The sequence below is a fragment of the Nocardia sp. NRRL WC-3656 genome (assembly GCF_000720265.1).
GTDB classification, from domain to species: Bacteria; Actinomycetota; Actinomycetes; order Mycobacteriales; family Mycobacteriaceae; genus Nocardia; species Nocardia nova.
The window spans coordinates 1-21,752 of the sequence record NZ_JOJF01000033.1; the positions used below are offsets into that span (position 1 = coordinate 1).

A 21,752-nucleotide genomic window follows, 5' to 3' on the forward strand; every position below is an offset into this window, starting at 1 on the left:
TGAACCTCGGCAACGACCATGAAGCCAAACCCACCGCTCCCAGGTGATTCGGAACCCGATGGCTGCGGGCTCTATCACCACGAAAGAAAGGTAAGGATGACCATGCTGGTGTTGCCGAATCGCTTGGCGAACTTGGCGCCGAGTGCACTGTCGGTGAGGGTGAAGCGGGATTCCATGACGTCGTCCTTGCTGTCGTGATCGTTGTCGGGAACGAACACGAGATGCCGCTCACGCGATCGATGTGACAGTGCGGAAAAGTGATGTGCGGCACATCAGCGCGAGATCGTCATGGGCCGTAGCAAGGACTCGATCTGGGCCAATTGCCCGGTGAACTCGGCCGGGTCGAGGGCGGCGATGCGCAGGAGGATGTGTTCGGCGCCCGCGTCGGTGTACCGATGCAGTTGCGCCGCAACATCTTCGGCGGTGCCCGTCAGCAGGACCTGGATCGTTTCGACCGTCTCCACCGGCATCCGGTAGGTCGCCTGCGCGTAGCGGTCCAGCGCCGCCCGGCCCTCCTGCACGTCGTCGCTGAGGTAGACGGTCGCGAAAAGTGCCGGAGTAATGGATGTTTCGGCGCGGCCGGCGGCGGAGGCGGCGGACCGGACGGCGGCCAGGCCGTCGGCATAGGCGGCCACATCCGGTGGGTAGGGGAGCCAGCCGTCGTAGCGCCGTCCGGTCCGGGCGAGCGCGGCGGGCGTGATGCCGGTGGCCCAGATGGGCGGTCCGCCCGGCCGATGCGGCTGCGGGACGTCCGGCAACCAGTCGTAATGGAGAACCTTGCCGTGGAAGGGGTCGGTGTTGCCGGACCACAGCCGCCGCCACAGGTCGACGGTGTCGTCGAGCTGGGAGAAGCGGGTTCGGTAGTTCACGCCGACGAGGTCGAATTCGGCGCGGCTGAGTTCCGGGAATCCCGCGCCGACGCCGAGGATCAGCCGGCCCGAGGCGAGCTGGTCCAGCGATGCGAGGGTGGCGGCGGCCTGTACCGGGTGCCGGTAGGCCGGCATCAGCGCGGCCGTCCCGAGCGTGATCCGCTCGGTCACCGCCGCCGCGGCCGCCAGGACCGTCAGGGGTTCGATCCGAGCCCGGCTCAGCGAATCGCCCAGCCACACCGAATCGAATCCCATTCCTTCGGCTGTCACCGCCAGCTCGGCCAGGCTGCGGGCCGCGCCGCCGCGTTCCAACTGCGCGACGCCGCCGGGGAGGAGCAGGCCGTATCGAATGTCGTTCACGAGACCAGCGTGGGCCGCGGTGCGAGTGCCGGCAATTCCCTGCGGGGTATGGCCGGTGCCGCTATCGCGGTCGCCGGAGCAGACCGGCAACGATTCGGCGACATCGAATTGCCCCCTCGTCGAATTCGATTATGCACGTTTGAATTTTCGACATCGGGGGTAGAGGTGTCCATTTTCTGAGAACCGACCGCGCGGTATATAGATATTCCCACCGGTGAACGTACCGATGTCCGGCGCTACGTTGTTTGAAGATTCAATGTTGTCCACCGGAAGGTCCGGTCATGAGCACAGACCACCGACCCGTCGAATTATCGGCTCTGGCCGCGGCGTTGCATACGGAGCAGGACGGTTACCGAAAGTCGTTACGTAACCGTCAGTTGCAGATGATCGCGATCGGTGGAGTGATCGGCACCGGGCTGTTCCTCGGTGCGGGCGGACGTCTCGCCGATGCAGGTCCGGGGCTCTTTCTGGTCTACGCGGTCTGCGGTGTCTTCGTCTTCTTCGTGCTGCGCGCGCTGGGGGAGTTGGTACTGTATCGGCCGTCGTCGGGATCGTTCGTATCCTACGCGCGCGAATTTTATGGCGAGAAACTCGCATTTGCCGTCGGCTGGATGTATTTCTTTCACTGGTGTATGACCGGCATCGTCGACATCACCGCGATCGCGACATATGTCCGATATTGGGGTGCGTTCTCGGTGGTGCCGCAGTGGGTGATCGCACTCGTGGCGCTGGTCGCGGTCGTCGGCACGAATTTGATCTCGGTGCGATGGTTCGGAGAGCTCGAATTCTGGGTGGCGCTGGTGAAAGTCGTCGCCCTCATCGGATTTCTGATCGTGGGCTCGGTCTTTCTCGACGGCCGGTTCGCCATCCGGGGCGAAGCCACGGGGGTCGGCGTGATCGCTCATCACGGCGGACTGTTCCCGACCGGTGTGCTGCCGCTCGTCACGGTCACCACGGGCGTCGTATTCGCCTATGCGGCAGTGGAGTTGGTCGGTATCGCGGCGGGGGAGACCGAGAATCCGCACGAGGTGATGCCGCGCGCCATCAATTCGGTCATCGCCCGCATCGGGGTGTTCTATGTCGGCTCACTCGTCCTGCTCGGACTGTTGCTGCCCTACACCGCCTTTCGTGACGGCGAGAGCCCGTTCGTCACCTTCTTCGCCCGCATCGGCGTCCCCGCTGCCGGGTCGATGATGAATCTGATCGTGCTCACCGCCGCGTTCTCCAGTCTCAACGCCGGCCTGTATTCCACCGGCCGCATCCTGCGCTCGATGTCGGCGAACGGCAGCGCCCCCGCCGTGGCCGGCCGCATGTCCCGCACCGGCGTGCCCTACATCGGCATCCTGGCCACCGGCCTGATCGCGCTGATCGGCGTGGGGCTCGACGCCGTGGTGCCGGACAAGGCCTTCGAAATCGTGCTGAACGTCTCGGCTCTCGGCACGATCGTCTCGTGGATGGTGGTGCTGCTCTGCCAGCTGCGCCTGTGGCGCCGCTGGTGGGACGGCATCTCCCATCGCCCCGCGTACCGCATGATCGGCGCGCCCTACAGCGGTATCGCCACCCTCGTCTTCCTGGTGGCCGTGGTGGCACTGATGGCCTGCAGCAGCGACCCGATCCAACGCTGGGCGGTCGTGGCGACGGTCTGTGTGATGGGCCCCGTCCTCGTCGGGGGATGGTTCCTGACACGCCGGAAAGTGTTGCGAATAGCGGCGATTCGCCACGACCACACCGGCCAGTTCCCGGTGGTCGCCGAGCGGCCGTGGCCGGGAAGGCCGGCGGAGCCGGAGGTGATCGTGGAGGATCCGGGCCGGCGCCGACCCAGCCACGAGGTATGAGCGGCCACGGGTGAGCGGCTCCTCGGCGGCATGGTCAGCGGCCGATTCCGTCCAGCGCGGCGACGTCCTCGTCCGACAGTGAAAGCCCGGCCCCCGCGATGTTTTCGCGCAGGTGAGTCGCGGATGACGTACCGGGGATGAGCAGAATGTTCGGTGCCCTCCGCAACAGCCAGGCCAGCGCCACCGGCAGCGGCGCGGCACCCACTCGGCTCGCGACCTGGGCGAGTGTCTCCGACTGTAGCGGCGTGAAGCCACCGAGCGGGAAGTACGGCACGTAGGCGATGTCGTCGGCGGCGAGCCGGTCGATGAGGTCGTCGTCGTGGCGGTGGGTGAGGTTGTACATGTTCTGCACGCACACGATCGACGCGATGCTCCGCGCCTCGGCGACTTGATCCGCGGTGACGTTGCTGACTCCGAGATGGCGTATCAGGCCATCCTGCTGAAGGTCGGCGAGCGTCTCCAATGCGTCTGCGAGCGAGCCGGGCTGGGTGCCTGCGGCATCGCCCATGCGCAGGTTGACCAGATCGAGGGTCTCGACTCCGAGCGACCGAAGGTTCTGGTGCACCTGTTCGCGCAGGTCTTCGGGACACCGGGCCGTAGGCCAGCCGCCCTGCGCGTCGCGGCGCGCCCCGACCTTCGTGGCGATGTACACCGTGTCCGGGTAGGGGTGCAGCGCCTCACGGATCAACTCGTTCGTCACGTGGGGCCCGTATGCGGCGCTGGTGTCGATATGGGTGATACCGGCATCGACTGCCTCGCGTAGCACGGCCAGCGCGCCGTCGCGGTCGGCGGGCGGCCCCATGACCCCGGGGCCGGCGAGCTGCATGGCGCCGTAGCCGAACCGGGTGACAGTCGCGTCGCCGAGCATTCGGGTACCGCCGGGAAGTAGGGGTGTGCTCACGTGGTGCCTTTCGTCTCCGATCGGGAGTCTCCGACCTCCTGGCACCATTGTTGGAGAGCTACTTCCTTTCGGGAAGTAGGCACTTGAAAGTGCGTAACTCTCCGAAAGTGAAAGGCGAGACCGGTGACAGCGAAGGTATTCGAGGGGGCTCGAAGCAGCGCGGAGTACAACGCATTCCTGGCGGCATGCCCCAGTCGTCAACTCCTCGATCGAATCTCCGACAAATGGGTCGTGCTGATCTTGTGCGCATTGAGCGGGGATGCGGGCGACCCCTCCGATCGGCCCGGTGTCGCGGCTGCCGCGAAGGCGATGCGCTACTCCGAACTATCGCGGCTGCTGGTCGGAGTCAGCCAGAAGATGCTGACCCAAACCCTGCGGGCTCTCGAACGTGATGGCTTGCTCACCCGCACAGTGACGCCGACCGTTCCGGTCACGGTCACCTACGAGCTCACCGAACTCGGCCTCTCACTCCACCACCTGACGCGCGGCCTCAGATCCTGGGCGCAGGACCATATGGACGAGGTGTTGGCCCACCGTGAGAACCACGACGCTCGCACCTCCTGATATGACAAGGGCGTTCGAGCGATGGTGCTCGAACGCCCTTGTGGCACAGAAGGTTAGGTGAGGTCGAAGTTGCCGCGCTCGAGGCGGGCGGTGAACGCATCCCATTCGGCGGGGGCGAAGACGAGGGCGGGACCGGTGGGGTTCTTGGAGTCGCGGACGCCGACCATACCTTCGGAAAGGTGGGCAACCTCGACGCATTCCTTGCCTGACGAACTGCGGCTGGACTTGAACCACTGGGCGCCGGATAGATCAATGCTCACGCGAACTCCTCAGCTAGTGCCAGGATCATGTTCCTGCTGTCGTGTTCGTCCAACGCTACCTGCTGAATCGCGCTCAACGCAGCGCGATAGCGAGTCACTTCCTCGGGCCGCTCCAAGTACAGATCGCCCGCATACGCTTCGATGTACACCACCGGCGGTTCCGACAATTTCGACTGCGGCAGGTCGGGGAATTCGAGGAGAATGAACGACCCGGCGAGCGGCCCGGTGTGGCGGCGAGCGTTGAACGGGACGATCCGTATGGAGACGTTCGGCCTTTCGCACATCTTCGCTAGGTGAACCAGCTGCTCTGCCAACACGTTTCGGCCACCGACTTGGTCTCGCACAGCGGCTTCGGACAGTAGAACATCCAGCATGAAAGTGGGGTCTTCGAGGCGCTTTTGCCGGTGAGCAGTCACTTCCAGACGCCCTTCGACAGCTTCGGGGGCCAGTTCGGGAATCTCCGACCAGGCCAGTGCGCGCCGATATGCAGCTGTCTGCAACAAGCCGGGCACGATCTCGGTTTTCCATGCCGTCAAACGACTGGTGGCCTCTTCCAGGGCGAGGTAGTGGTCGAACCCGCTGGGGATCTTGGCGTCCGCATATGCCCTCCACCACCCGCCTCCGCGCTCCCGCGATGCCCGTACCTCGGACACCAATCCCAGCAGTGTCCGGCGCTCCTCGTCCGACGCCTCGTAGAAGTCGCACAGCGCATTCACCTGCAGCCCAGTGGTTCTCGTCGACAGACCCTCCTCGATGCGGCCGATGGACTGGGGTGAGGTTTCGGCGGCGCGGGCGGCGGCGGCCTGTTTCAGTCCTTTGGCCTCGCGGAGGCGACGCAGTTCGCGCCCCAGGGCGCGGCGGGCGAGGGTGCTGCCGGTGACGGACATATCTTTAGCCTCCCTGACGATCGAGCCTGTTTCTGGAAGCCACCCTGTGGTGGCGTTCGAAGTTCTGTCCCCGTAGTGAATGTCCGGGATCCGTGAAAAACATTCGGGCACTTGCCCATTCCGGATGCGGGACGTTTCGAGTGTACTGGCATCAGCCTCGGTAGCCGGGAAGAACCAACCGCCGAATTCCGGTCGTTTTCCGCGATGCGGCGGTCTCCGGCCCCGGCTATCGGGCATGCCATTACCGAAAGCCTCAGGAGCGCATGGATGTACGGACCTCCGATCGCCGATCACATCGAGATCACGGTGGTGGTTGCTCGATGTCGTGTATGCGTCGTCGGTCGTATCGGCAAGTGGGTGGCGCCGTATGCGGGGTGGCCGATATCTACTGTCCGCCAACGTCTTTGCCGCCGCAAGATCGTGCCGGACGATGGCTCGGCCGGTTGACTGGAATGTGCTGTGAATATTCAGGGGGCAATTTCGCCAACGGTCGGCGCACCTTGGCCGTGAATCGCCTACGACATCGAATAGCAGGGCGCGCCTCGGCGCTCTGTGCGAAATCTGCTCAGCTGCGGCAAGCGGTCCGCGTGCTGTGCGACGCCATTTCCGCTCCACCCCGCCCGGTAGTATTCGTGGCGATCGCGATCTGTTCATCCGGAAGGGAGCTTCGGCTCCGGGCGAAGGTGAATACGCCGGCGCCGACCACAGCGGTGGAGGAGTGCGCATGGCGAAAACGAATGTGGCCGACCAATTCGTGCACGTTCTCGTACAGGCCGGAGTGCGGCGGATCTACGGCTTGGTGGGCGACAGCCTCAATCCGATCGTCGACGCCGTGCGCCGTACCCCGCAGATCGAATGGGTGCATGTGCGCAACGAGGAGGCCGCCGCCTTCGCCGCGGCGGCGGAGGCGCAGTTGACCGGCCGCCTGGCCGTGTGCGCGGGAAGCTGCGGCCCGGGCAACACCCATCTCGTCCAGGGCCTCTACGACGCGCACCGCACCGGGGCGCCGGTATTGGCGCTGGCCTCCCACATCCCCTCCGATCAGATCGGCACGCAGTTCTTCCAGGAAACGCATCCGGAACGCCTCTTCGTCGAATGCAGCGGATACTGCGAAATGATCAGCCGGCCCGAGCAGATGCCGCGCATGCTGCGGATCGCGATCCAGCATGCGCTGGCGCGCCATGAGGTGTCGGTGGTGGTGCTCCCGGGCGATGTCGCCCAGTTGGACACCGCGCATCCGACCGGCGAAACGAGCCTCGTCTCCGAACTCGGTCGCGTCATGCCCGCCGCCGAACAGGTGCGGGCGCTCGCCGACGCGCTGAACGCGGCACGAACCGTCACCCTGTTCTGCGGTGCCGGCGTTCGCGACGCGCACGAAGAGGTGATGCGGCTCGCCGAGACGCTGCACGCACCCATCGGGCACAGCCTGCGCGGTAAGGAATGGATCCAATTCGACAATCCCTACGACGTGGGGATGAGCGGACTGCTCGGCTACGGCGCCTGCTACAAGGCCATGCACGAAGCCGATCTGGTCCTGCTGCTGGGCACCGATTTCCCCTACGACGAATTCCTGCCGGGAGCCAATACCGTGCAGATCGACCACGATGCCGCCCGCCTCGGCCGGCGCACGCCACTGCGGCTGGCGGTGCACGGCGACGTTCGCGAAACCCTGCGCGCGGTCCTTCCCCTCCTGGCGCAGAAATCCGACCGGGAATTCCTGGACCGCATGCTCGGCGAGCACTACCGGCTGCTCGAGCAGGTCGTCGACGCCTACACCCGAAATGTCGCCGACCACAAGCCGATTCACCCCGAGTACGCCGCCGACATTCTCGACGAACTCGCCTCCGACGACGCGATCTTCACCGTCGACACCGGCATGTGCAATGTGTGGGCGGCCCGCTATCTGACCCCGAACGGCCGCCGCCGGGTGATCGGGTCGTTCCTGCACGGCACCATGGCCAACGCCCTGCCCCATGCCATCGGCGCGCAATTCGCCTATCCGGACCGGCAGGTGATCTCGATGTCCGGCGACGGCGGTCTGGGCATGCTGATGGGTGAGCTGCTCACCGTGGCGTTGCATCGGCTGCCGGTGAAGATCATCGTCTTCAACAATTCGTCGCTGGGTATGGTCCGGCTGGAAATGCTGGTGGACGGCCTGCCGAATTTCGAAACCGACCACGCCCCGGTCGATTTCGCCGCCGTCGCCCGCGCCGCAGGCATCCACGCGGCGCGGGTGACGGATCCGTTCGCGATCCGGAATGCCATCGCCGAAGCGCTGGAACATCCGGGCCCCGCCCTGGTCGACCTCGTCACCGACCCCAACGCCCTGTCCCTCCCGCCGCACATCACCGCCGCGCAGGTACGCGGCTTCGCGCTCGCGGCCAGCAAGATCGTGCTGACCGGCGGCGTGGGCCGGATGATCGACATGGCCCGATCGAACCTGCGCAACGTGCCGCGCTGAAACGCGCCGTGTGCCAGCCGGATTCGTGGTTGCCGGGGCCGCCGGCGAACCTCACACGTACTGCTCGCGCAGCTTGCCCTTGACCAGCTTTCCCGTCGGCGTACGGGGCAATTCGTCGGCGAAATCGACGCTGCGCGGCACCTTGTAGTGGGCGATGCGCTCGCGCAGGAAGTCGCGAAGTCGTTGTGCCAGTTCGGGTCCCGGCTCGACGCGGGGTGCGGGCTGGACGACCGCCTTCACCGATTCGCCCATCTCCTCGTCGGGGACCCCGATCACCGCCACATCGAGGACATCCGGATGCAGGGCCAGGGCGTCCTCGATTTCCTGCGGGTAGATGTTCACCCCGCCGGAGATGATCATGAACGCCTTGCGGTCGGTCAGGAACAGGAATCCGTCGGCGTCGATATAGCCGATATCGCCGGTGGTGGTCCAGGTCGGATGCTCGGGATGGATTGCCTTCGCGGTCTTCTCCGGATCGTTGTGGTAGTCGAACGGGACTTCTTCGCGCTCGAAATAGATGGTGCCGATCTCGCCGGCGGGCAACTCGTGGCCGTCGTCGTCGCAGATGCGAACGGCGCCCAGGCCCGCCGGCCCGACCGAGCCGGGTTTGCGCAACCACTGCTCGCTGTCGATGAAGGTGGCGCCGTTGCCCTCGGTGGAGGCGTAGTACTCGTACAGCACCGGCCCCCACCAGTCGATCATCGCCTGCTTCACCTCCACCGGGCACGGCGCGGCGGCGTGCACGGCGACTCGCATACTCGAGACGTCGTAGCGGGTACGCACGCTCTCGTCCAGTTTCAGCATGCGCACGAACATCGTCGGCACCCACTGGCTGTGGGTGACGCGATAGCGTTCGATCGCGGCGAGCGCCTGTTCGGCGTCGAAGCGTTCCATCACCACCACGGTTCCGCCGAGGGCATGAACCACGCCGCCGAATCGCAACGGCGCGGCGTGATAAAGCGGAGCCGGCGACAGGTAGACGGTGTCGGTGTCGAATCCGTAGAGCGGGCCGAAGACGGCGGTATAGGTGTCACCCGGCGCATCGCCGACCTGCCGATCCGGGAGTGGATGCTTGATGCCCTTCGGGCGGCCGGTGGTGCCCGACGAATACAGCATGTCGGCGCCGCGTGGCTGATCCGGCAGCGGTTCGGGAGACGCTGCGGCCACAGCCTTTTCATACGAATCGTAGCCGGGGACATCCCCGCCGAAGGCGAGCCGGATCCCGACCGCGGGAGTCTGCTCGACCACCCGCTGGGCCACCTCCGCCAGTTCCGCCGACACGATGAGCGCCCGCGCGCCGCAGTCGTTGACGATATAGCTGATTTCGTCCGCGGACAGATGCCGGTTGACCGCCGTGATGTAAAGACCGGATCGCAACGCCGCCCAGTAAACCTCGTACACCTCGAGCGTATTGCCGGACAGCAGCGCGATGTGATCGCCCTTGCGTAGGCCCGCCTCGTACAGATGGCGCGCGAGGCGAACCGAGTTGTCCTCGAGCTCGCGGTAGGTCAGCGTGCTACCGCTCCCGGCCAGCACGACCGCCGGTTTATCAGGGAATCGATCGACATGCGCACCGGGGTACATCCTGCTCCTCCACAACACCGCCGACGGCTCTAGCGCGACCGCCGGTCGAGAGGGACCTGCTCGCCGCCGCGACACCGGCCCCGCCGAGACACCGTCCCGACGAGCGCGACGATAGCGGAAAGTGAACGACGATTCGTGAGTTATCGCCAAACTTGTGAACCGCTCGAGAGCACACGAACGCTCGCGTGCCCGGCGCCCACCTTTTTCGGGGCATAACAGGTTTGCCGAGGTCTCGATATTCCGTACGAGAGTTCGTCGAGCGGGAGGTTCCTATGAAGATCGGGCGTATCGGCGTGCTGGCCGCCGGGGTGGCGATGGCGGCCACGACCGCGGTGGGTTTCGGCGTTGCGGCGCAGGCCGAACCGGCCGGTGCCGATGTGGAGGTCTACACCTACTGTGGCGGGGTGCTGCCGGGCTTCCCGCCGCCGTTGCAGGTGATCGTCCGCAATATCGGCACCGCGACCGCGGAGAATGTCGCGGTGAACTACTGGACGCCGTTCGGCCCGTCCGGATCCATCATCAAACCCACTCTGGCACCGGGAGAAATCGCCAACTACACGGTCGGCACCGCGCGCACGCTGGAACTGATCACCGCCACGGTGACGAGCACGACGCCGGATACGAACCCCGGCAACAACTTCGTGGTCCAGCCGATGTTGTGTACTGGGTCGATGTAGTCCTGCCCATGCCGCGTCGACGGCGGTGTCGACCGGGCAGACCGAATACCGCTGCAGCGACGCTGAACTAATCGTGCAAACCTGGGCGAAGTTACCGCTTTTCGCCCGATCTCACGGAGGTTTGCACGAATAGTTCGGCCGCGGAAGGGGTTCCGCGTGCGGAGAACGCGGCTCGGCTCGCCCTCGCCGGTCGGTGACCCATCAGCACCCGCGAGCCGGTGATGCTGCCCGGTGCGGATCCGGCTGCCATCCGGTCGTCGGATCGCAGCCGCCTTCACCCGGCGGACAACGTAATTCGTTCGGCGCTACCGGATCAGGTCGCTCGGTGTCGGTTTCATTCGGTCGGTCGGTCCGCCGGTACACGGTGGGCGGCGATCGGGCGGAGGTGTTCGCGCAGGAGGTCAGCGTCCGCGCCGAAGATCTGTTCGTCGGTGTCTACGGCGACCTGGATCGCCGTACTCGCCAATTTCCTTCCGGCGGAGGTGAGTTCGAGGCGGAAGACGCGGGCGTCGGCGGGGTCGGGGTGACGCCGGAGCAAGCCGCGCTCCTCCAGGGCGCGGATCACCCGGGACGCCATCATTCGATCGACACCCGCCATATCCGCCGCCTGCTGCTGAGTGGGGAGCCCGCCGCGGTTGGCCAGCCATCCGGCGGAGGCCAGCAGATTGAACTGAGTGGGCGTCAGTCCGAGCGGACGGAGGTTTCGCTCCAGCGTCGCCCGCCATTCCAGGGCGGCGTGATGCAACCAGAACCCCGGAGAGACGAGTGGGCCCCGCGGTACGGCCTGTGCCGATCGCTCAGCCACGCCGTGCCGCCTCCGCCGCGAGGGCCGCGAAGGTGCGCGGCATATCGGCGCGCATACCCTTTTCCCAGATGAGCTTGAACAGTGGTCCCATCGGCCCGTGGACTTCCACGTTCTCCGATACCCGCACGGTGCCGTCGCCGAGTGACTCGTAGGTGCGCCGGCCCCGCAACTTGCCGAACGGCAGGCCCGCCTCGCTGGTCCATGACCGTCCGGGTTCCACCGCGACGATCGTGAACGGTCCCGCGGGTGCTCCTTTGGGCTTCACCCACCCCCTGGTTCCCGCTTCGAACGGCCCGTTGATACGCGCCTTCTCCTCGTGCGGATCCCATTCGGCCCAGCGGGCCACGTCCGTGGCCACCGCCCAGATGCGGTCGATCTCGCCCGTTACCACGGCTTCTTCGGTGAACGAGTACATCATGGCTGCCTCCCTAATTGTTGCTGCAACAACAATAACTGTTGTTGCAGCAACAATCCTATGAGATGGCCGATACCCGCTAGCTCAGTCGTGGATGAGCAGTCCAGGCGCGCGGGCCGCGAACCAACCGTGCAAACCTCGACGAAATAGGCAGTTTTCGCGCATTTCCGCGGAGGTTTGCACGATTAGTTCGGCCCGGTAGGCGGCGAACCTGCGCACACGGAAACGGGTGCGCAGATCGTCGACTTACCTCGCCCGACGGGGCATCAACTCCGATAACGGAACAGGATTCGGCCCCTGGTCAGGTCGTAGGGACTCAGCTCCACCAGGACCCGGTCGTCCGGGAGGATCTTGATGTAGTTCATCCGGACCTTGCCGGACAGGTGGGCGAGGACTTTGTGTCCGTTGGGGAGTTCCACCGTGAAAGTCGCGTTGCGCAGGCATTCCACGACGTGCCCCTGAACTTCGATCGCTCCTTTCTTCATCGCCACACCAACTCCAGGGCGCTGTTCGACCGCTCGGCGCCGATGCCTTCGAACAGGGCGGTCGCCGCCGCGTTGGATTCGTCGATTTCGGCCGAGGCCCAAGCCTTTCCGGCACGATGCAGTGAGCCCAGCGCCCGCCCCAGCAGGGCGCGAGCGATGCCGCGCCGGTGCGCGTCGGCGCGAACCGCGATCAGGCCGATGCGCGGTAGCCGAGTCGGCTGCGTCACCCGGCACAGCCCTGCATAGCGGCCGGCCTGGGCCGCCACTACATAGTTCGCGGGATCGATCGGCGGGGAGATCACCTCGGCCGGCATGGTCTGCCAACCGGCGGCGGCCTCGACTTCGGCGCGTACGGTGCGGTCCAGTTCGCGCAGTGAATGCGCCTCGGCCGCACCGAAATTCAGGATCTCGATACCCGGCGGCGATGCCGAATCGAGTCCCGTGATCGCCGGATCGGTGGGAACCCGGTATTCCCATTCGCGCCGTCGGATCGCGAGACCCGCCCGGCGCCAGTGCGCGGTCAGTTCGAGATCGGACTCGTCGACCACCGTGTAGAGCGGTGTGGGCAGGTCGGCCAGCATGGCGGCGGCGAGCCGATCGAAGGCGTCGGCCTGCCAGGAGTCGATGCTGAGAAACAGTCGCCCATCGGGCCGCGGCGATGCCTCGCCACAACCGACCATCCGGTCGCCCGTCAGCGCATGCCACTGCCGGTCCGCGATGCGCGTCACCATGAGTTCGGAAGAGTGCATTGTCGTCCCCTCTCGGGATCGCTCGGACGAGCACTCCCGATGACGACGTGCGTCAATCGTCCGATCGTGAGAACGGGGAGCGCCCAAGGAATGTCGTGAAAATGGGACTCACCCCCTCGCGTGATCAGGTCGGACCGCAGAAGATTAACAACTCCGATATCCGGCGCCAACCCATTTTCCGAACACCCCCCGCCCGAAGTCCGGAACGCCGTGATCGCCCGCGAAGATCGCCACATTCAGCCGATCGCCGCGATGATCACCGGCTGCCTACCCGGCCTTGCTGAGGCCGTCATCGGCAGCGCGATCATCGGCGCCGTCGTCCGATCGGCGGCGTGGCCAGCTCGGGGATATCGAATGACCCTGTAGCACAACATATTCAGCGATCCGCAGGGATCGTGCGCCGACGGGGTCCGGTGCGGCTCAGGCCAGGCCCGGATTGCCGTCGCCGATCGTGGTGTCCGCCGGGTCGCGGGTCGCCGGGAATCGAGTAGCGGGCAGGGCATCGTCGATCCACGAGATGATCTCGTCGGCCCAAGCCGTGATCGCGGCCCAATCGCGTAGATCGCCGTACGGGCAACCGAACAGGCGGATCAGCAGCCGGTTGCGCAGCTCAGGGGGCCGGACGACGACACCGGCGAAACCGCGATATCCCTTGCTGCCGGCCGAAGTCCGGCATTCGGTGACGACGGGCGGTGTGAGGCGTTTGAAGAACGCTCCCACCGGGCCACGCAGGGCCGGCCCCATGCCGACGCTGAACAACCAGTTCGGGCGTTGTCTCAAGGTGGTCGCATAGCGCTCGATGTAGTCGGCGAACCCGGGTAAAAAGCCTCCGTTGTGGATCGCGCTGCCCAGCACGACCGCCTCGAAGCCGCCGGGGTCCGGTGCCCGATCCACCGGCTCCACCCGGACGTGCAATCCCGCGTCCCGCATCCGGCGCGCCATGAACTCGCCGATCTGGGCGGTCGAACCCGCCGCGGAGGCGTAGACGATGAGTACCGTGTGCTCGCTCTGATCGGATGCCATAGACCAACTGTCCGTCCAGGGTGATCGTTCGGGCAGGGTCCTCGGTCCCATCGCTTAGGCGACCTTCGTCGTCGGCTTCTGCGGCAACGGATGCGATCCGGCGGCAGCGGGGACAGCCGGATGGCTCCGGTGCTGCTCGGGCGGTCCGCCACGCCGGCCGGAGCGCTCCTCGTCAGAGTGAGCGCTCGCGAACGATGCGGGCGATGTCGAGGTTGCGGACGCGGCGCAGTGCGGGAAGTTGGACGGTGATCGCGGCGGCCAGAACGGCTGACGCGACAAGTGCCGGTGTCGGCGAACTCATCGCCAATTCGAGACGGGCGCCCTGGTTTTCGTAGGTGGCCAGCAGCCTGCGGGCGAGCAGGATGCCACACCCGATGCCGAGCGGAATGCCGACCACGACGAGGACGAGATTCTCGGCGGCGATCAGGCGCGACAGCATGCCGGTACCCATGCCCGCCGCCCGCAGGGCGCCGAGTTCTCCCAGCCGCTCGCCGATGTTGGCCGACATCGCGTTGAAGAGCAGCGCCGCGGCCATGGCGGCGGCGAAAAGCAGCATGATTCCCACCAGCGTGTCGTACATCGCGAATGCCTGCCGCATGGCCGAGGCCACGGTGGCCGTGGAAAGGTACGCGACCGCACCGGGGATCGTGGTGAGCCGATCGGAGACGGCGCGCTCATCGGTCACGCCGGGCCGCAGTTTTACCAGCACGCCCGTATCCGGTACGGGACCGATAGCCTGCCGCAGGTAGTCGGCCGAAACGTACACAACCGGGGACAGCGGCTCGTCGACGAATCCGGCGATCGGTGCCGATAGGTGTTGTCCGGTAGCGGTATCGGCGACATCGACGGTGTCCCCGACCGAGACGCCCAGGGTGTCGTGCAGCCCCGAGCCGAGCAGTAAACCCTTGTCGGACAACTGGTTCGAACCGGACTCTGCGATGAACCGGTGCATCTGCGTCGCGGGCGGCAAGCTGATCACGAGGGTGTCGTAGTGACGATCCCCGGCCGAGAGTGCCACGTCGTAGCGGCCCATCGGCTCGGCCGCGGCGACGTCGGGGTCCTGCCGGACGCGGGTCAGCACCGAATCGGTAGAGCCGGGGGCGGTCGCGATCTCGCCGTCCTGCAGCATGATCCGGCCGTACTGCCGGTCGATGAGTGTCGCGACGGTGTCGCGCAACCCGGCGAACACCATCACCAGGCTCACCGAGACGGCCACACCGACGATGGTCAACACCGCGCGGCGACGATTCCGCAGCACGGCCCGCAGCATCATCCGCCAGCGTGCCGGTGCGCGTTCGAGCGGTGGAACGAGGCGTTCGAGGACGCTGCGTCCTCCGCGCCGGGACGGCGGCGCGACTCGCATGGCCTCGGCGGGCGACATTCGCGCTGCGGCCCGCGCGGGCGCCCACGCGGCAACGGTCGCGGCGGCCAGGGTCGCGGCGGAAGCGACGAACAGGATGCCCGGATGCCATGCGGTCACATGCAAGGGCAGTCCGAGAGCCTGGGTATAGCGGGTGGTGATCCAGCCGCCGAGTAGATAGCCCCCGGCCAGGCCGGGAACGATGCCGAGCACCGCGCACGCCACGCCGTATCCGAGGTAATGCCGGCGCAGTAGCCCGGCGGAGAAGCCGTTGGCAGCGAGGGTTCCGATGACTGCCCGCTGCGCTGCCACCACGCGGGACAGCAGCACGTAGGTACCGAGCACCGCTGCGGCCAGGAACAACCACGGCAACAGATTCGCGAAGGTCCCGAATGCCTCGACGTCGTCCTGCAACGCTCGATACGACGGCTGCTGATCGCGCGGGACAAGCTGCAGTCCGTGTGCTCGCGTGTAGCGTTCGACTGCATTGACCAGATCACCCGCCGCAGCACGATCGGTCGCGTACAACGCGACCTGTTCCACCGGATCGGGCAGATTCCGGACCAGATCGCGGTCGGGAAGGAACACGACGCCGAAGTGCTCGGGGGTGGTCATGATCTCCTGCGTGGAGCGGGCGGGCCAGAAGTACTCCGTCGACAACGCCGAACCCGCCACCGGAATCGCTTGCCAGCCGCCGGGATTCAGAAGTTCGACGCTGTCGCCGGGGTGCAGATCGTAGTGATCGGCGAGGTGCTGTTCGACCACGAGCCGGCCCGCCGACGGCAGTGTTCCCGACCGCATCGAGAGCCGGGAGACCTCGGGCTGTGACCCGTCCGGGATACCGATCGCGCGGCCGAGGAAGGTTCGCCCGCCGATGCGAATACCGACCTCGCTCTGATGCCTGACCTCGGCCACCGGCGCGCCCGGTAGCGCCTCGAATGCCGCAACGGATTGTCCGGCGCCCGGGCCGGAGACGACCGCGTCGGGCAGTCGTTGCGCACTGTAGGCCCGGGAGAAGGATTGATCGAGATTGCGGTAGGCGCTCGCGGCCGCGACGAACGCCGCGACGCCGATGGCCAGGACCGTGGCGACGGCCAGGAACTGCCAGCGCTGCCGCCATAGATCCCGGCGCAGCTTGCGCAGCAGCGTCCGGCCTACCACTGCAACTCCGACGCCTCGACCGGATGGTCCACCCACTCGGAACGGCTGATCTCACCCGACTGGAGCCACACCACGCGGTCGGCCATCCGGGCGATTTCGGAGTTGTGCGTCACGATCAGGACGGTGTGATGGCCCTCCCGCGCGAGACCGCGCAATACGGCCAGCACCTGTCGGCCGGTGGTGAGGTCGAGGCTGCCGGTGGGTTCATCGCACAGCAGCAGCGGCGGTTCCTTCACGATCGCCCGGGCGATGGCCACTCGCTGCTGCTGTCCACCCGACAGCTGTCCCGGAAATCGCTCGGCGACATCTGCGACACCGACGAGGTTCAGCGCGGCGCGACTGCGGGCGGCGGCATCCGGCCCCGTCAACTCCGCCAGTATTTCCACGTTCTCCAGCGCGGTCAAGGTCGGGACCAGATTGAAGAATTGGAAGACGAATCCGACGCGGTCCCGCCGGAAGGCGGTGCGCTGCTTGTCGTTCAGCGCGCCGATATCCATGCCCGCCACTTCGACGACACCACCCGAGGGCTCCTCGATCCCGCCCACCAGGTTCAGCAACGTGGTCTTACCCGACCCCGACGGACCCAGCATCACCACGAACTCGCCCGGCCGGATCTTCAGATCCACATCGCGCAGCGCGACCACCTGGCCCGCACCGGAACCGTAGGTCTTACCGACTCCTGTCATTCGTAGCGCGGGCGCACCCGATGCCGCGGCGGCCTCGGCCGCGAGCAACGGATCCGCGTGGGTGCGGCGATTCATGATCTCAGCGTCGCGAACCGGCTGTTACGGCGGGAAGGGCCGGTTGTCACATATCGTTGCCGAACTGGGTATTCGCCGGCCGAAGCGATCCCGCGCGCATGGATCCGCAACCCGCCCGTGAATGAGCTTGCATGATCGTGCATAATCATCACATGGCGGATACCTCGAGTGGGCCCGTGGTGCGGGTCGCGGTAGCTGGTGCGAGCGGATACGCGGGCGGTGAGGTCCTGCGTGTGCTGCTGGGGCATCCGGAGTACCGAGCCGGGCGCCTCGAGATCGGGGCGCTGACCGCGGGATCCAATGCCGGGACCAAGCTGGCGCAATTGCAGCCGCATCTGCTGCCGCTGGCCGATCGCGTCCTCGAGGCGACCACGGCGGAGGTGCTGGCCGGGCACGATGTGGTGTTCCTCGGGCTGCCGCACGGGCAGTCCGCGGCCATCGCGCAGCAGCTGCCGGAGTCCACGGTGATCATCGACTGCGGCGCCGATTTCCGGCTCACCGACCCGCAGGACTGGGAGACCTACTACGGATCCCCGCATGCCGGTAGCTGGCCCTACGGTCTGCCCGAGCTGCCCGGCGCGCGCGAACAGCTGCGCGGGGCCACTCGCATCGCGGTCCCGGGCTGCTATCCGACGGTGTCGAGTCTGGCCTTGGCCCCGGCGGTCGGGGCGGGCATCGTCGAACCGGATGTGACCGTGGTCGCCGTGAGCGGCACCTCGGGCGCGGGCCGCAAACTCGACGTGGGGCTGCTGGGTTCGGAGGTGATGGGCTCGGTCCGCGCCTACAACATCGCCGGCGCGCACCGGCACACCCCCGAGATCGCGCAGAACCTGAAGGCCGCGGCCGCGGCGACGGGCGCCGACATCGGCGATGTCACAGTCTCTTTCACGCCGGTGCTGGCCCCGATGCCGCGCGGCATCCTGGCCACCTGCACCGCGCGCCTGCGCCCCGACGCCGCGGGCGCGGTGGCCGACCTGGCCGCCGCCCGCGCGATCTACGACAAGGCATACGGCGACGAACCGTTCATCCACCTGCTGCCCGAAGGCGTACTGCCACAGACCGGTTCGGTGGTCGGTTCCAACGCCATCACCCTGCAGGTCGCCGTCGACACCGCCGCCCGCACGCTGGTGGTGATCGGCGCCATCGACAATCTGACCAAGGGCACCGCGGGCGCCGCGGTGCAATCGATGAATCTCGCTCTCGGTCTCGAGGAGACCGCCGGACTTTCCACCGTAGGAGTGGCACCGTGACCGACACCGATATCGCCGGCGGCAAACTGGTCCGCACCCAGGGTGTGACCGCACCGCTCGGATACCGGGCCGCCGGCATCGCAGCCGGCATCAAGGCCAACGGAAAGCTCGATCTGGCACTGGTTTTCAACGAGGGACCCGACTATGCCGCGGCGGGTGTGTTCACCCGCAACAAGGTGAAGGCCGCCCCGGTGCTGTGGTCGCAGCAGGTGCTCACCAGCGGGCGGCTGCGCGCGGTGATCCTCAATTCCGGCGGCGCCAACGCCTGCACCGGCCCGGGCGGATTCCAGGACACCCACGCCACCGCCGAGGAACTGGCGAAAGCGTTGAGCAACTGGGGAACCGAAACCGGCGCGGGCGAAATCGCGGTCTGCTCAACGGGTTTGATCGGTGACCGGCTGCCGATGGACAAACTGCTGCCCGGCGTGACCGAGATCGTGCACGAGATGGCGGGCGGCCTGTCCGGCGGCACCGACGCCGCGCACGCCATCATGACCACCGACACCGTGCCGAAGCAGACCGCGTTCCATCACGCCGACAAATGGAATGTCGGCGCGATGGCCAAGGGCGCGGGCATGCTCGCCCCGTCCCTGGCCACCATGCTGGTCGTAATCACCACCGACGCCGCCGCCACCCCGCAGCAGCTGGATACGGCGCTGCGCAATGCCACCCGGCTGACCTTCGACCGGCTCGACGTCGACGGCTCCTGCTCGACCAACGACACCGTATTGCTGCTGGCCAACGGAGCCAGCGGCGTCACCCCGAGCCAGGAGGAACTCGACGCCGCGGTGCTGGCGGTCTGCGACGACCTCGCCGCGCAGCTGATGGCCGACGCCGAAGGCGTCACCAAGCGCGTCGAGATCACCGTCACCGGTGCGGTGAGCGAGGACGAGGCGCTGATCGCCGCCCGCGCGGTCGCCCGCGACTCGCTGGTCAAGACAGCGTTCTTCGGTTCCGATCCGAACTGGGGCCGGGTGCTGGCCGCGGTGGGCATCGCCCCCATCGAACTGGATCCCGATCGGGTCACCGTGTCGTTCAACGGAAATCCGGTGTGCGTCAACGGAACCGGCGCTCCGGGCGCACGTGAGGTGGACCTGTCCGGGCCCGATATCGCGGTGCTGGTGGAACTGGGGCTCGGCGAGGGCACCGCGACCGTGCGCACCACCGACCTCTCGCACGGCTACGTCGAAGAGAATTCGGCCTACAGCTCATGACCACCGAAGCGACACCGGAGGTTCCGGTGACCACCCAGGACCTGTCGGCGCTGGACAAGGCGCACGTGCTGGCCGGCGCGCTGCCGTGGCTGCAGAAGTTTCGCGACAAGATCGTGGTCGTCAAATACGGCGGCAACGCCATGGTCGACGACACCCTCAAACACGCCTTCGCCGCCGATATGGCGTTCCTGCGCACCGTCGGCGTGCACCCGGTGGTGGTGCACGGCGGTGGCCCGCAGATCAGCGCCATGCTGAAGAAGCTGGGGCTGCAGGGCGAATTCCGCGGCGGCTTCCGCGTCACCACCCCCGAGGTGATGGATGTGGTGCGGATGGTGCTGTTCGGTCAGGTCGGCCGGGAACTGGTCGGGCTGATCAACGCGCACGGCCCGTACGCGGTCGGCATCTCCGGTGAGGACGCGCGGCTGTTCACCGCCACCCGCCGCACCGTCACCGTCGACGGCGAGCAGACCGATATCGGCCTGGTCGGCGACGTCACCGCCGTCAACCCGGACGCGGTGCTGGATCTCGTTCGCGCCGGGCGCATTCCGGTGGTCTCGACCATCGCGCCCGATGCCGACGGCGTAGTGCACAACATCAACGCCGACACCGCCGCCGCCGCGCTGGCCCAGGGCATCGGCGCGGAGAAGCTGGTGGTACTCACCGATGTCGAAGGCCTGTACACGAATTGGCCCGACCGCTCGTCGCTGACCACCCATATCGACACCGACGCCTTGGCCGCCCTGCTGCCGAGCCTGGACGCGGGCATGGTGCCGAAGATGGAGGCCTGCCTGCGCGCGGTGCAAGCCGGTGTCCCGACCGCACATGTGATCGACGGCCGGGTACCCCATGCGGTACTGCTGGAACTGTTCACCGGGGAAGGTATCGGAACGATGGTGACCCCACCCGAGACGGCAGGAACGACAACGTCATGAGCGACAACGTCATGAGCACAGAGCAATTGCAGCAGCGGTGGTCGTCCGCGCTGATGAACAACTACGGCACCCCGAAGGTGGCGCTGGTGCGCGGCTCGGGCGCGGTCGTCTACGACGCCGAGGGCAACCGCTACGTCGACTTCCTGGGCGGTATCGCGGTCAACAGCCTGGGCCACGCCCATCCGGCGATCGTGGATGCTGTCACCCAGCAGCTCGGCACCCTCGGCCACGTCTCGAATCTGTATGTGAGCGAACCGGTTCTGGAACTGGCCGAGAAACTGCTCGCGCATTTCGGTGACGGCAACGGCCGGGCGTTCTTCTGCAATTCGGGCACCGAGGCCAACGAGGCGGCGTTCAAGATCGCGCGCCTCACCGGGCGGCACAAGATCGTCGCCTGCGACGAGGCCTTCCACGGCCGCACCATGGGCGCGCTCGCGCTCACCGGGCAGCCGTCGAAGCGGGCGCCGTTCGAACCGATGCCGCCCGGTGTCGTGCACGTGCCTTACGGTGACGCCGCCGCGCTGGCCGCCGCGGTGGACTCCGATACCGCCGCGGTCTTCCTCGAGCCGATCATGGGGGAGAGCGGTGTGGTGGTGCCGCCGCTGGACTATCTGGCCGAGGCCCGCCGGATCACCTCCGAGCACGGCGCGCTGCTGATCCTCGACGAGGTGCAGACCGGAATCTGCCGCACCGGACCGTTTTTCGCGCATCAGGCCGCGGGCATCGTGCCCGATGTGATCACGCTGGCCAAGGGGCTCGGTGGCGGTCTGCCCATCGGCGCGGTGCTGGCGCAGGGCCGGGCGGCGGAACTGCTCACCCCCGGACTGCACGGCACCACCTTCGGCGGCAATCCGGTCAGCGCCGCGGCGGCGCTGGCGGTGCTGCGGACCATCGACGAGCAGGGGCTGGCCGCGCACGTCGAATCGGTCGGCAAGACGCTGATCGACGGCATCGAGGAACTCGGCCATCCGCTGGTCGACCACGTGCGCGGCGCGGGGCTGCTGATCGGAATCCAACTGACCGAGGACGTTTCGGCGAAGGTCGAGGCGGCCGCGCGTGCCGCCGGCTATCTGATCAACCCGCCGAAGCCGAATGTGATCCGGTTGGCCCCGCCGCTGATCCTGACCGAGGCGCAGGCGCAGGGCTTCCTCGCCGACCTGCCCGGCATCCTCGACGCGGCTTCCCAGGAGAGTGAGTGA

At 66.9% G+C, this 21,752-nt stretch carries 21 protein-coding genes; 8 read left to right on the plus strand and 13 right to left on the minus strand.

From position 1 onward, the window contains the following. Nucleotides 1-74: 74 nt before the first annotated feature. Both IG65_RS38100 and IG65_RS0129465 read right to left on the minus strand, forming a co-directional pair. Nucleotides 75-218, minus strand: a complete 144-nt coding sequence (locus IG65_RS38100) for a hypothetical protein (protein WP_156055840.1) — start codon at nucleotides 216-218, stop codon at nucleotides 75-77. A 54-nt stretch (nucleotides 219-272) separates the two neighbouring features. After that, on the minus strand, nucleotides 273-1,229 hold the full coding sequence (locus IG65_RS0129465; RefSeq protein ID WP_197039975.1) for an LLM class flavin-dependent oxidoreductase: 957 nt from the start codon (nucleotides 1,227-1,229) through the stop codon (nucleotides 273-275). 281 nt (nucleotides 1,230-1,510) lie between these two features. On the opposite strand from IG65_RS0129465, the gene IG65_RS0129470 reads away from it, so the two are divergent. Continuing rightward, nucleotides 1,511-3,064 (plus strand): amino acid permease, encoded by a 1,554-nt coding sequence (locus tag IG65_RS0129470; RefSeq protein ID WP_051757188.1) that lies wholly within the window; start codon nucleotides 1,511-1,513, stop codon nucleotides 3,062-3,064. Nucleotides 3,065-3,098: 34 nt separating this feature from the next. On the opposite strand, the gene IG65_RS0129475 is transcribed toward IG65_RS0129470, so the two are convergent. Continuing rightward, entirely contained in the window at nucleotides 3,099-4,013 is a 915-nt protein-coding gene (locus IG65_RS0129475) for an aldo/keto reductase family oxidoreductase (protein ID WP_081879858.1), read from the minus strand. 75 nt (nucleotides 4,014-4,088) lie between these two features. Between IG65_RS0129475 and IG65_RS0129480 the strand changes: the two genes are divergently transcribed. Continuing rightward, nucleotides 4,089-4,529, plus strand: a complete 441-nt coding sequence (locus tag IG65_RS0129480) for a helix-turn-helix domain-containing protein (RefSeq protein ID WP_030518217.1) — start codon at nucleotides 4,089-4,091, stop codon at nucleotides 4,527-4,529. 53 nt (nucleotides 4,530-4,582) lie between these two features. Here IG65_RS0129480 and IG65_RS0129485 read toward each other — a convergent pair whose 3' ends face one another. After that, nucleotides 4,583-4,789: a DUF397 domain-containing protein gene (locus IG65_RS0129485; protein ID WP_030518218.1), complete on the minus strand. Its 207-nt coding sequence runs from the start codon at nucleotides 4,787-4,789 to the stop codon at nucleotides 4,583-4,585. Beyond that, nucleotides 4,786-5,676 (minus strand): helix-turn-helix transcriptional regulator, encoded by an 891-nt coding sequence (locus IG65_RS38715; RefSeq protein ID WP_030518219.1) that lies wholly within the window; start codon nucleotides 5,674-5,676, stop codon nucleotides 4,786-4,788. Before IG65_RS38715 ends, IG65_RS0129485 begins: the two co-directional genes overlap by 4 nt. 724 nt (nucleotides 5,677-6,400) lie before the next feature. On the opposite strand from IG65_RS38715, the gene IG65_RS0129495 reads away from it, so the two are divergent. Beyond that, a complete protein-coding gene (locus tag IG65_RS0129495) occupies nucleotides 6,401-8,137 on the plus strand; it encodes a pyruvate dehydrogenase (RefSeq protein ID WP_030518220.1) in 1,737 nt (578 codons plus the stop codon). A gap of 51 nt (nucleotides 8,138-8,188) precedes the next feature. On the opposite strand, the gene IG65_RS0129500 is transcribed toward IG65_RS0129495, so the two are convergent. Next, nucleotides 8,189-9,721, minus strand: a complete 1,533-nt coding sequence (locus tag IG65_RS0129500) for an acyl-CoA synthetase (protein ID WP_030518221.1) — start codon at nucleotides 9,719-9,721, stop codon at nucleotides 8,189-8,191. 272 nt (nucleotides 9,722-9,993) lie between these two features. Here IG65_RS0129500 and IG65_RS0129505 point away from each other — a divergent pair, with 272 nt between their 5' ends. Then, a complete protein-coding gene (locus IG65_RS0129505; protein ID WP_030518222.1) occupies nucleotides 9,994-10,398 on the plus strand; it encodes a hypothetical protein in 405 nt (134 codons plus the stop codon). Between the two features lie 334 nt (nucleotides 10,399-10,732). Here IG65_RS0129505 and IG65_RS0129510 read toward each other — a convergent pair whose 3' ends face one another. The 7 genes from IG65_RS0129510 to IG65_RS0129545 all read right to left on the minus strand — a co-directional run bounded on the left by IG65_RS0129510 (nucleotide 10,733) and on the right by IG65_RS0129545 (nucleotide 17,157). Further along, nucleotides 10,733-11,203, minus strand: coding sequence for a MarR family winged helix-turn-helix transcriptional regulator (locus IG65_RS0129510; protein WP_063833816.1), 471 nt, complete (start codon nucleotides 11,201-11,203; stop codon nucleotides 10,733-10,735). Next, on the minus strand, nucleotides 11,196-11,621 hold the full coding sequence (locus IG65_RS36260; protein WP_051757192.1) for an SRPBCC family protein: 426 nt from the start codon (nucleotides 11,619-11,621) through the stop codon (nucleotides 11,196-11,198). The genes IG65_RS0129510 and IG65_RS36260 overlap by 8 nt, the downstream gene beginning before the upstream one ends. A 263-nt stretch (nucleotides 11,622-11,884) precedes the next feature. Continuing rightward, nucleotides 11,885-12,109, minus strand: a complete 225-nt coding sequence (gene infA / locus IG65_RS0129520) for a translation initiation factor IF-1 (protein WP_227462776.1) — start codon at nucleotides 12,107-12,109, stop codon at nucleotides 11,885-11,887. Further along, entirely contained in the window at nucleotides 12,100-12,852 is a 753-nt protein-coding gene (locus tag IG65_RS0129525; protein WP_030518226.1) for an N-acetyltransferase, read from the minus strand. Before IG65_RS0129525 ends, infA begins: the two co-directional genes overlap by 10 nt. Before the next feature lie 420 nt (nucleotides 12,853-13,272). Further along, a complete protein-coding gene (locus IG65_RS0129535) occupies nucleotides 13,273-13,875 on the minus strand; it encodes a flavodoxin domain-containing protein (protein WP_051757195.1) in 603 nt (200 codons plus the stop codon). Between the two features lie 172 nt (nucleotides 13,876-14,047). Then, the gene (locus IG65_RS0129540; RefSeq protein WP_030518228.1) at nucleotides 14,048-16,396 is read right to left on the minus strand and encodes an ABC transporter permease; all 2,349 of its coding nucleotides are present in this window, start codon (nucleotides 16,394-16,396) and stop codon (nucleotides 14,048-14,050) included. After that, on the minus strand, nucleotides 16,390-17,157 hold the full coding sequence (locus IG65_RS0129545) for an ABC transporter ATP-binding protein (RefSeq protein WP_081879863.1): 768 nt from the start codon (nucleotides 17,155-17,157) through the stop codon (nucleotides 16,390-16,392). Before IG65_RS0129545 ends, IG65_RS0129540 begins: the two co-directional genes overlap by 7 nt. Before the next feature lie 152 nt (nucleotides 17,158-17,309). Here IG65_RS0129545 and argC point away from each other — a divergent pair, with 152 nt between their 5' ends. From argC to IG65_RS0129565, 4 genes are read left to right on the plus strand one after another with little or no spacing between them, the layout of a single operon-like run. After that, nucleotides 17,310-18,407 (plus strand): N-acetyl-gamma-glutamyl-phosphate reductase, encoded by a 1,098-nt coding sequence (gene argC, locus IG65_RS0129550; protein WP_030518230.1) that lies wholly within the window; start codon nucleotides 17,310-17,312, stop codon nucleotides 18,405-18,407. Beyond that, nucleotides 18,404-19,621 (plus strand): bifunctional glutamate N-acetyltransferase/amino-acid acetyltransferase ArgJ, encoded by a 1,218-nt coding sequence (gene argJ / locus IG65_RS0129555; protein ID WP_030518231.1) that lies wholly within the window; start codon nucleotides 18,404-18,406, stop codon nucleotides 19,619-19,621. Before argC ends, argJ begins: the two co-directional genes overlap by 4 nt. Then, nucleotides 19,618-20,553 (plus strand): acetylglutamate kinase, encoded by a 936-nt coding sequence (gene argB, locus IG65_RS0129560; protein ID WP_051757197.1) that lies wholly within the window; start codon nucleotides 19,618-19,620, stop codon nucleotides 20,551-20,553. Before argJ ends, argB begins: the two co-directional genes overlap by 4 nt. Beyond that, nucleotides 20,550-21,752: an acetylornithine transaminase gene (locus tag IG65_RS0129565; RefSeq protein WP_231509511.1), complete on the plus strand. Its 1,203-nt coding sequence runs from the start codon at nucleotides 20,550-20,552 to the stop codon at nucleotides 21,750-21,752. Before argB ends, IG65_RS0129565 begins: the two co-directional genes overlap by 4 nt.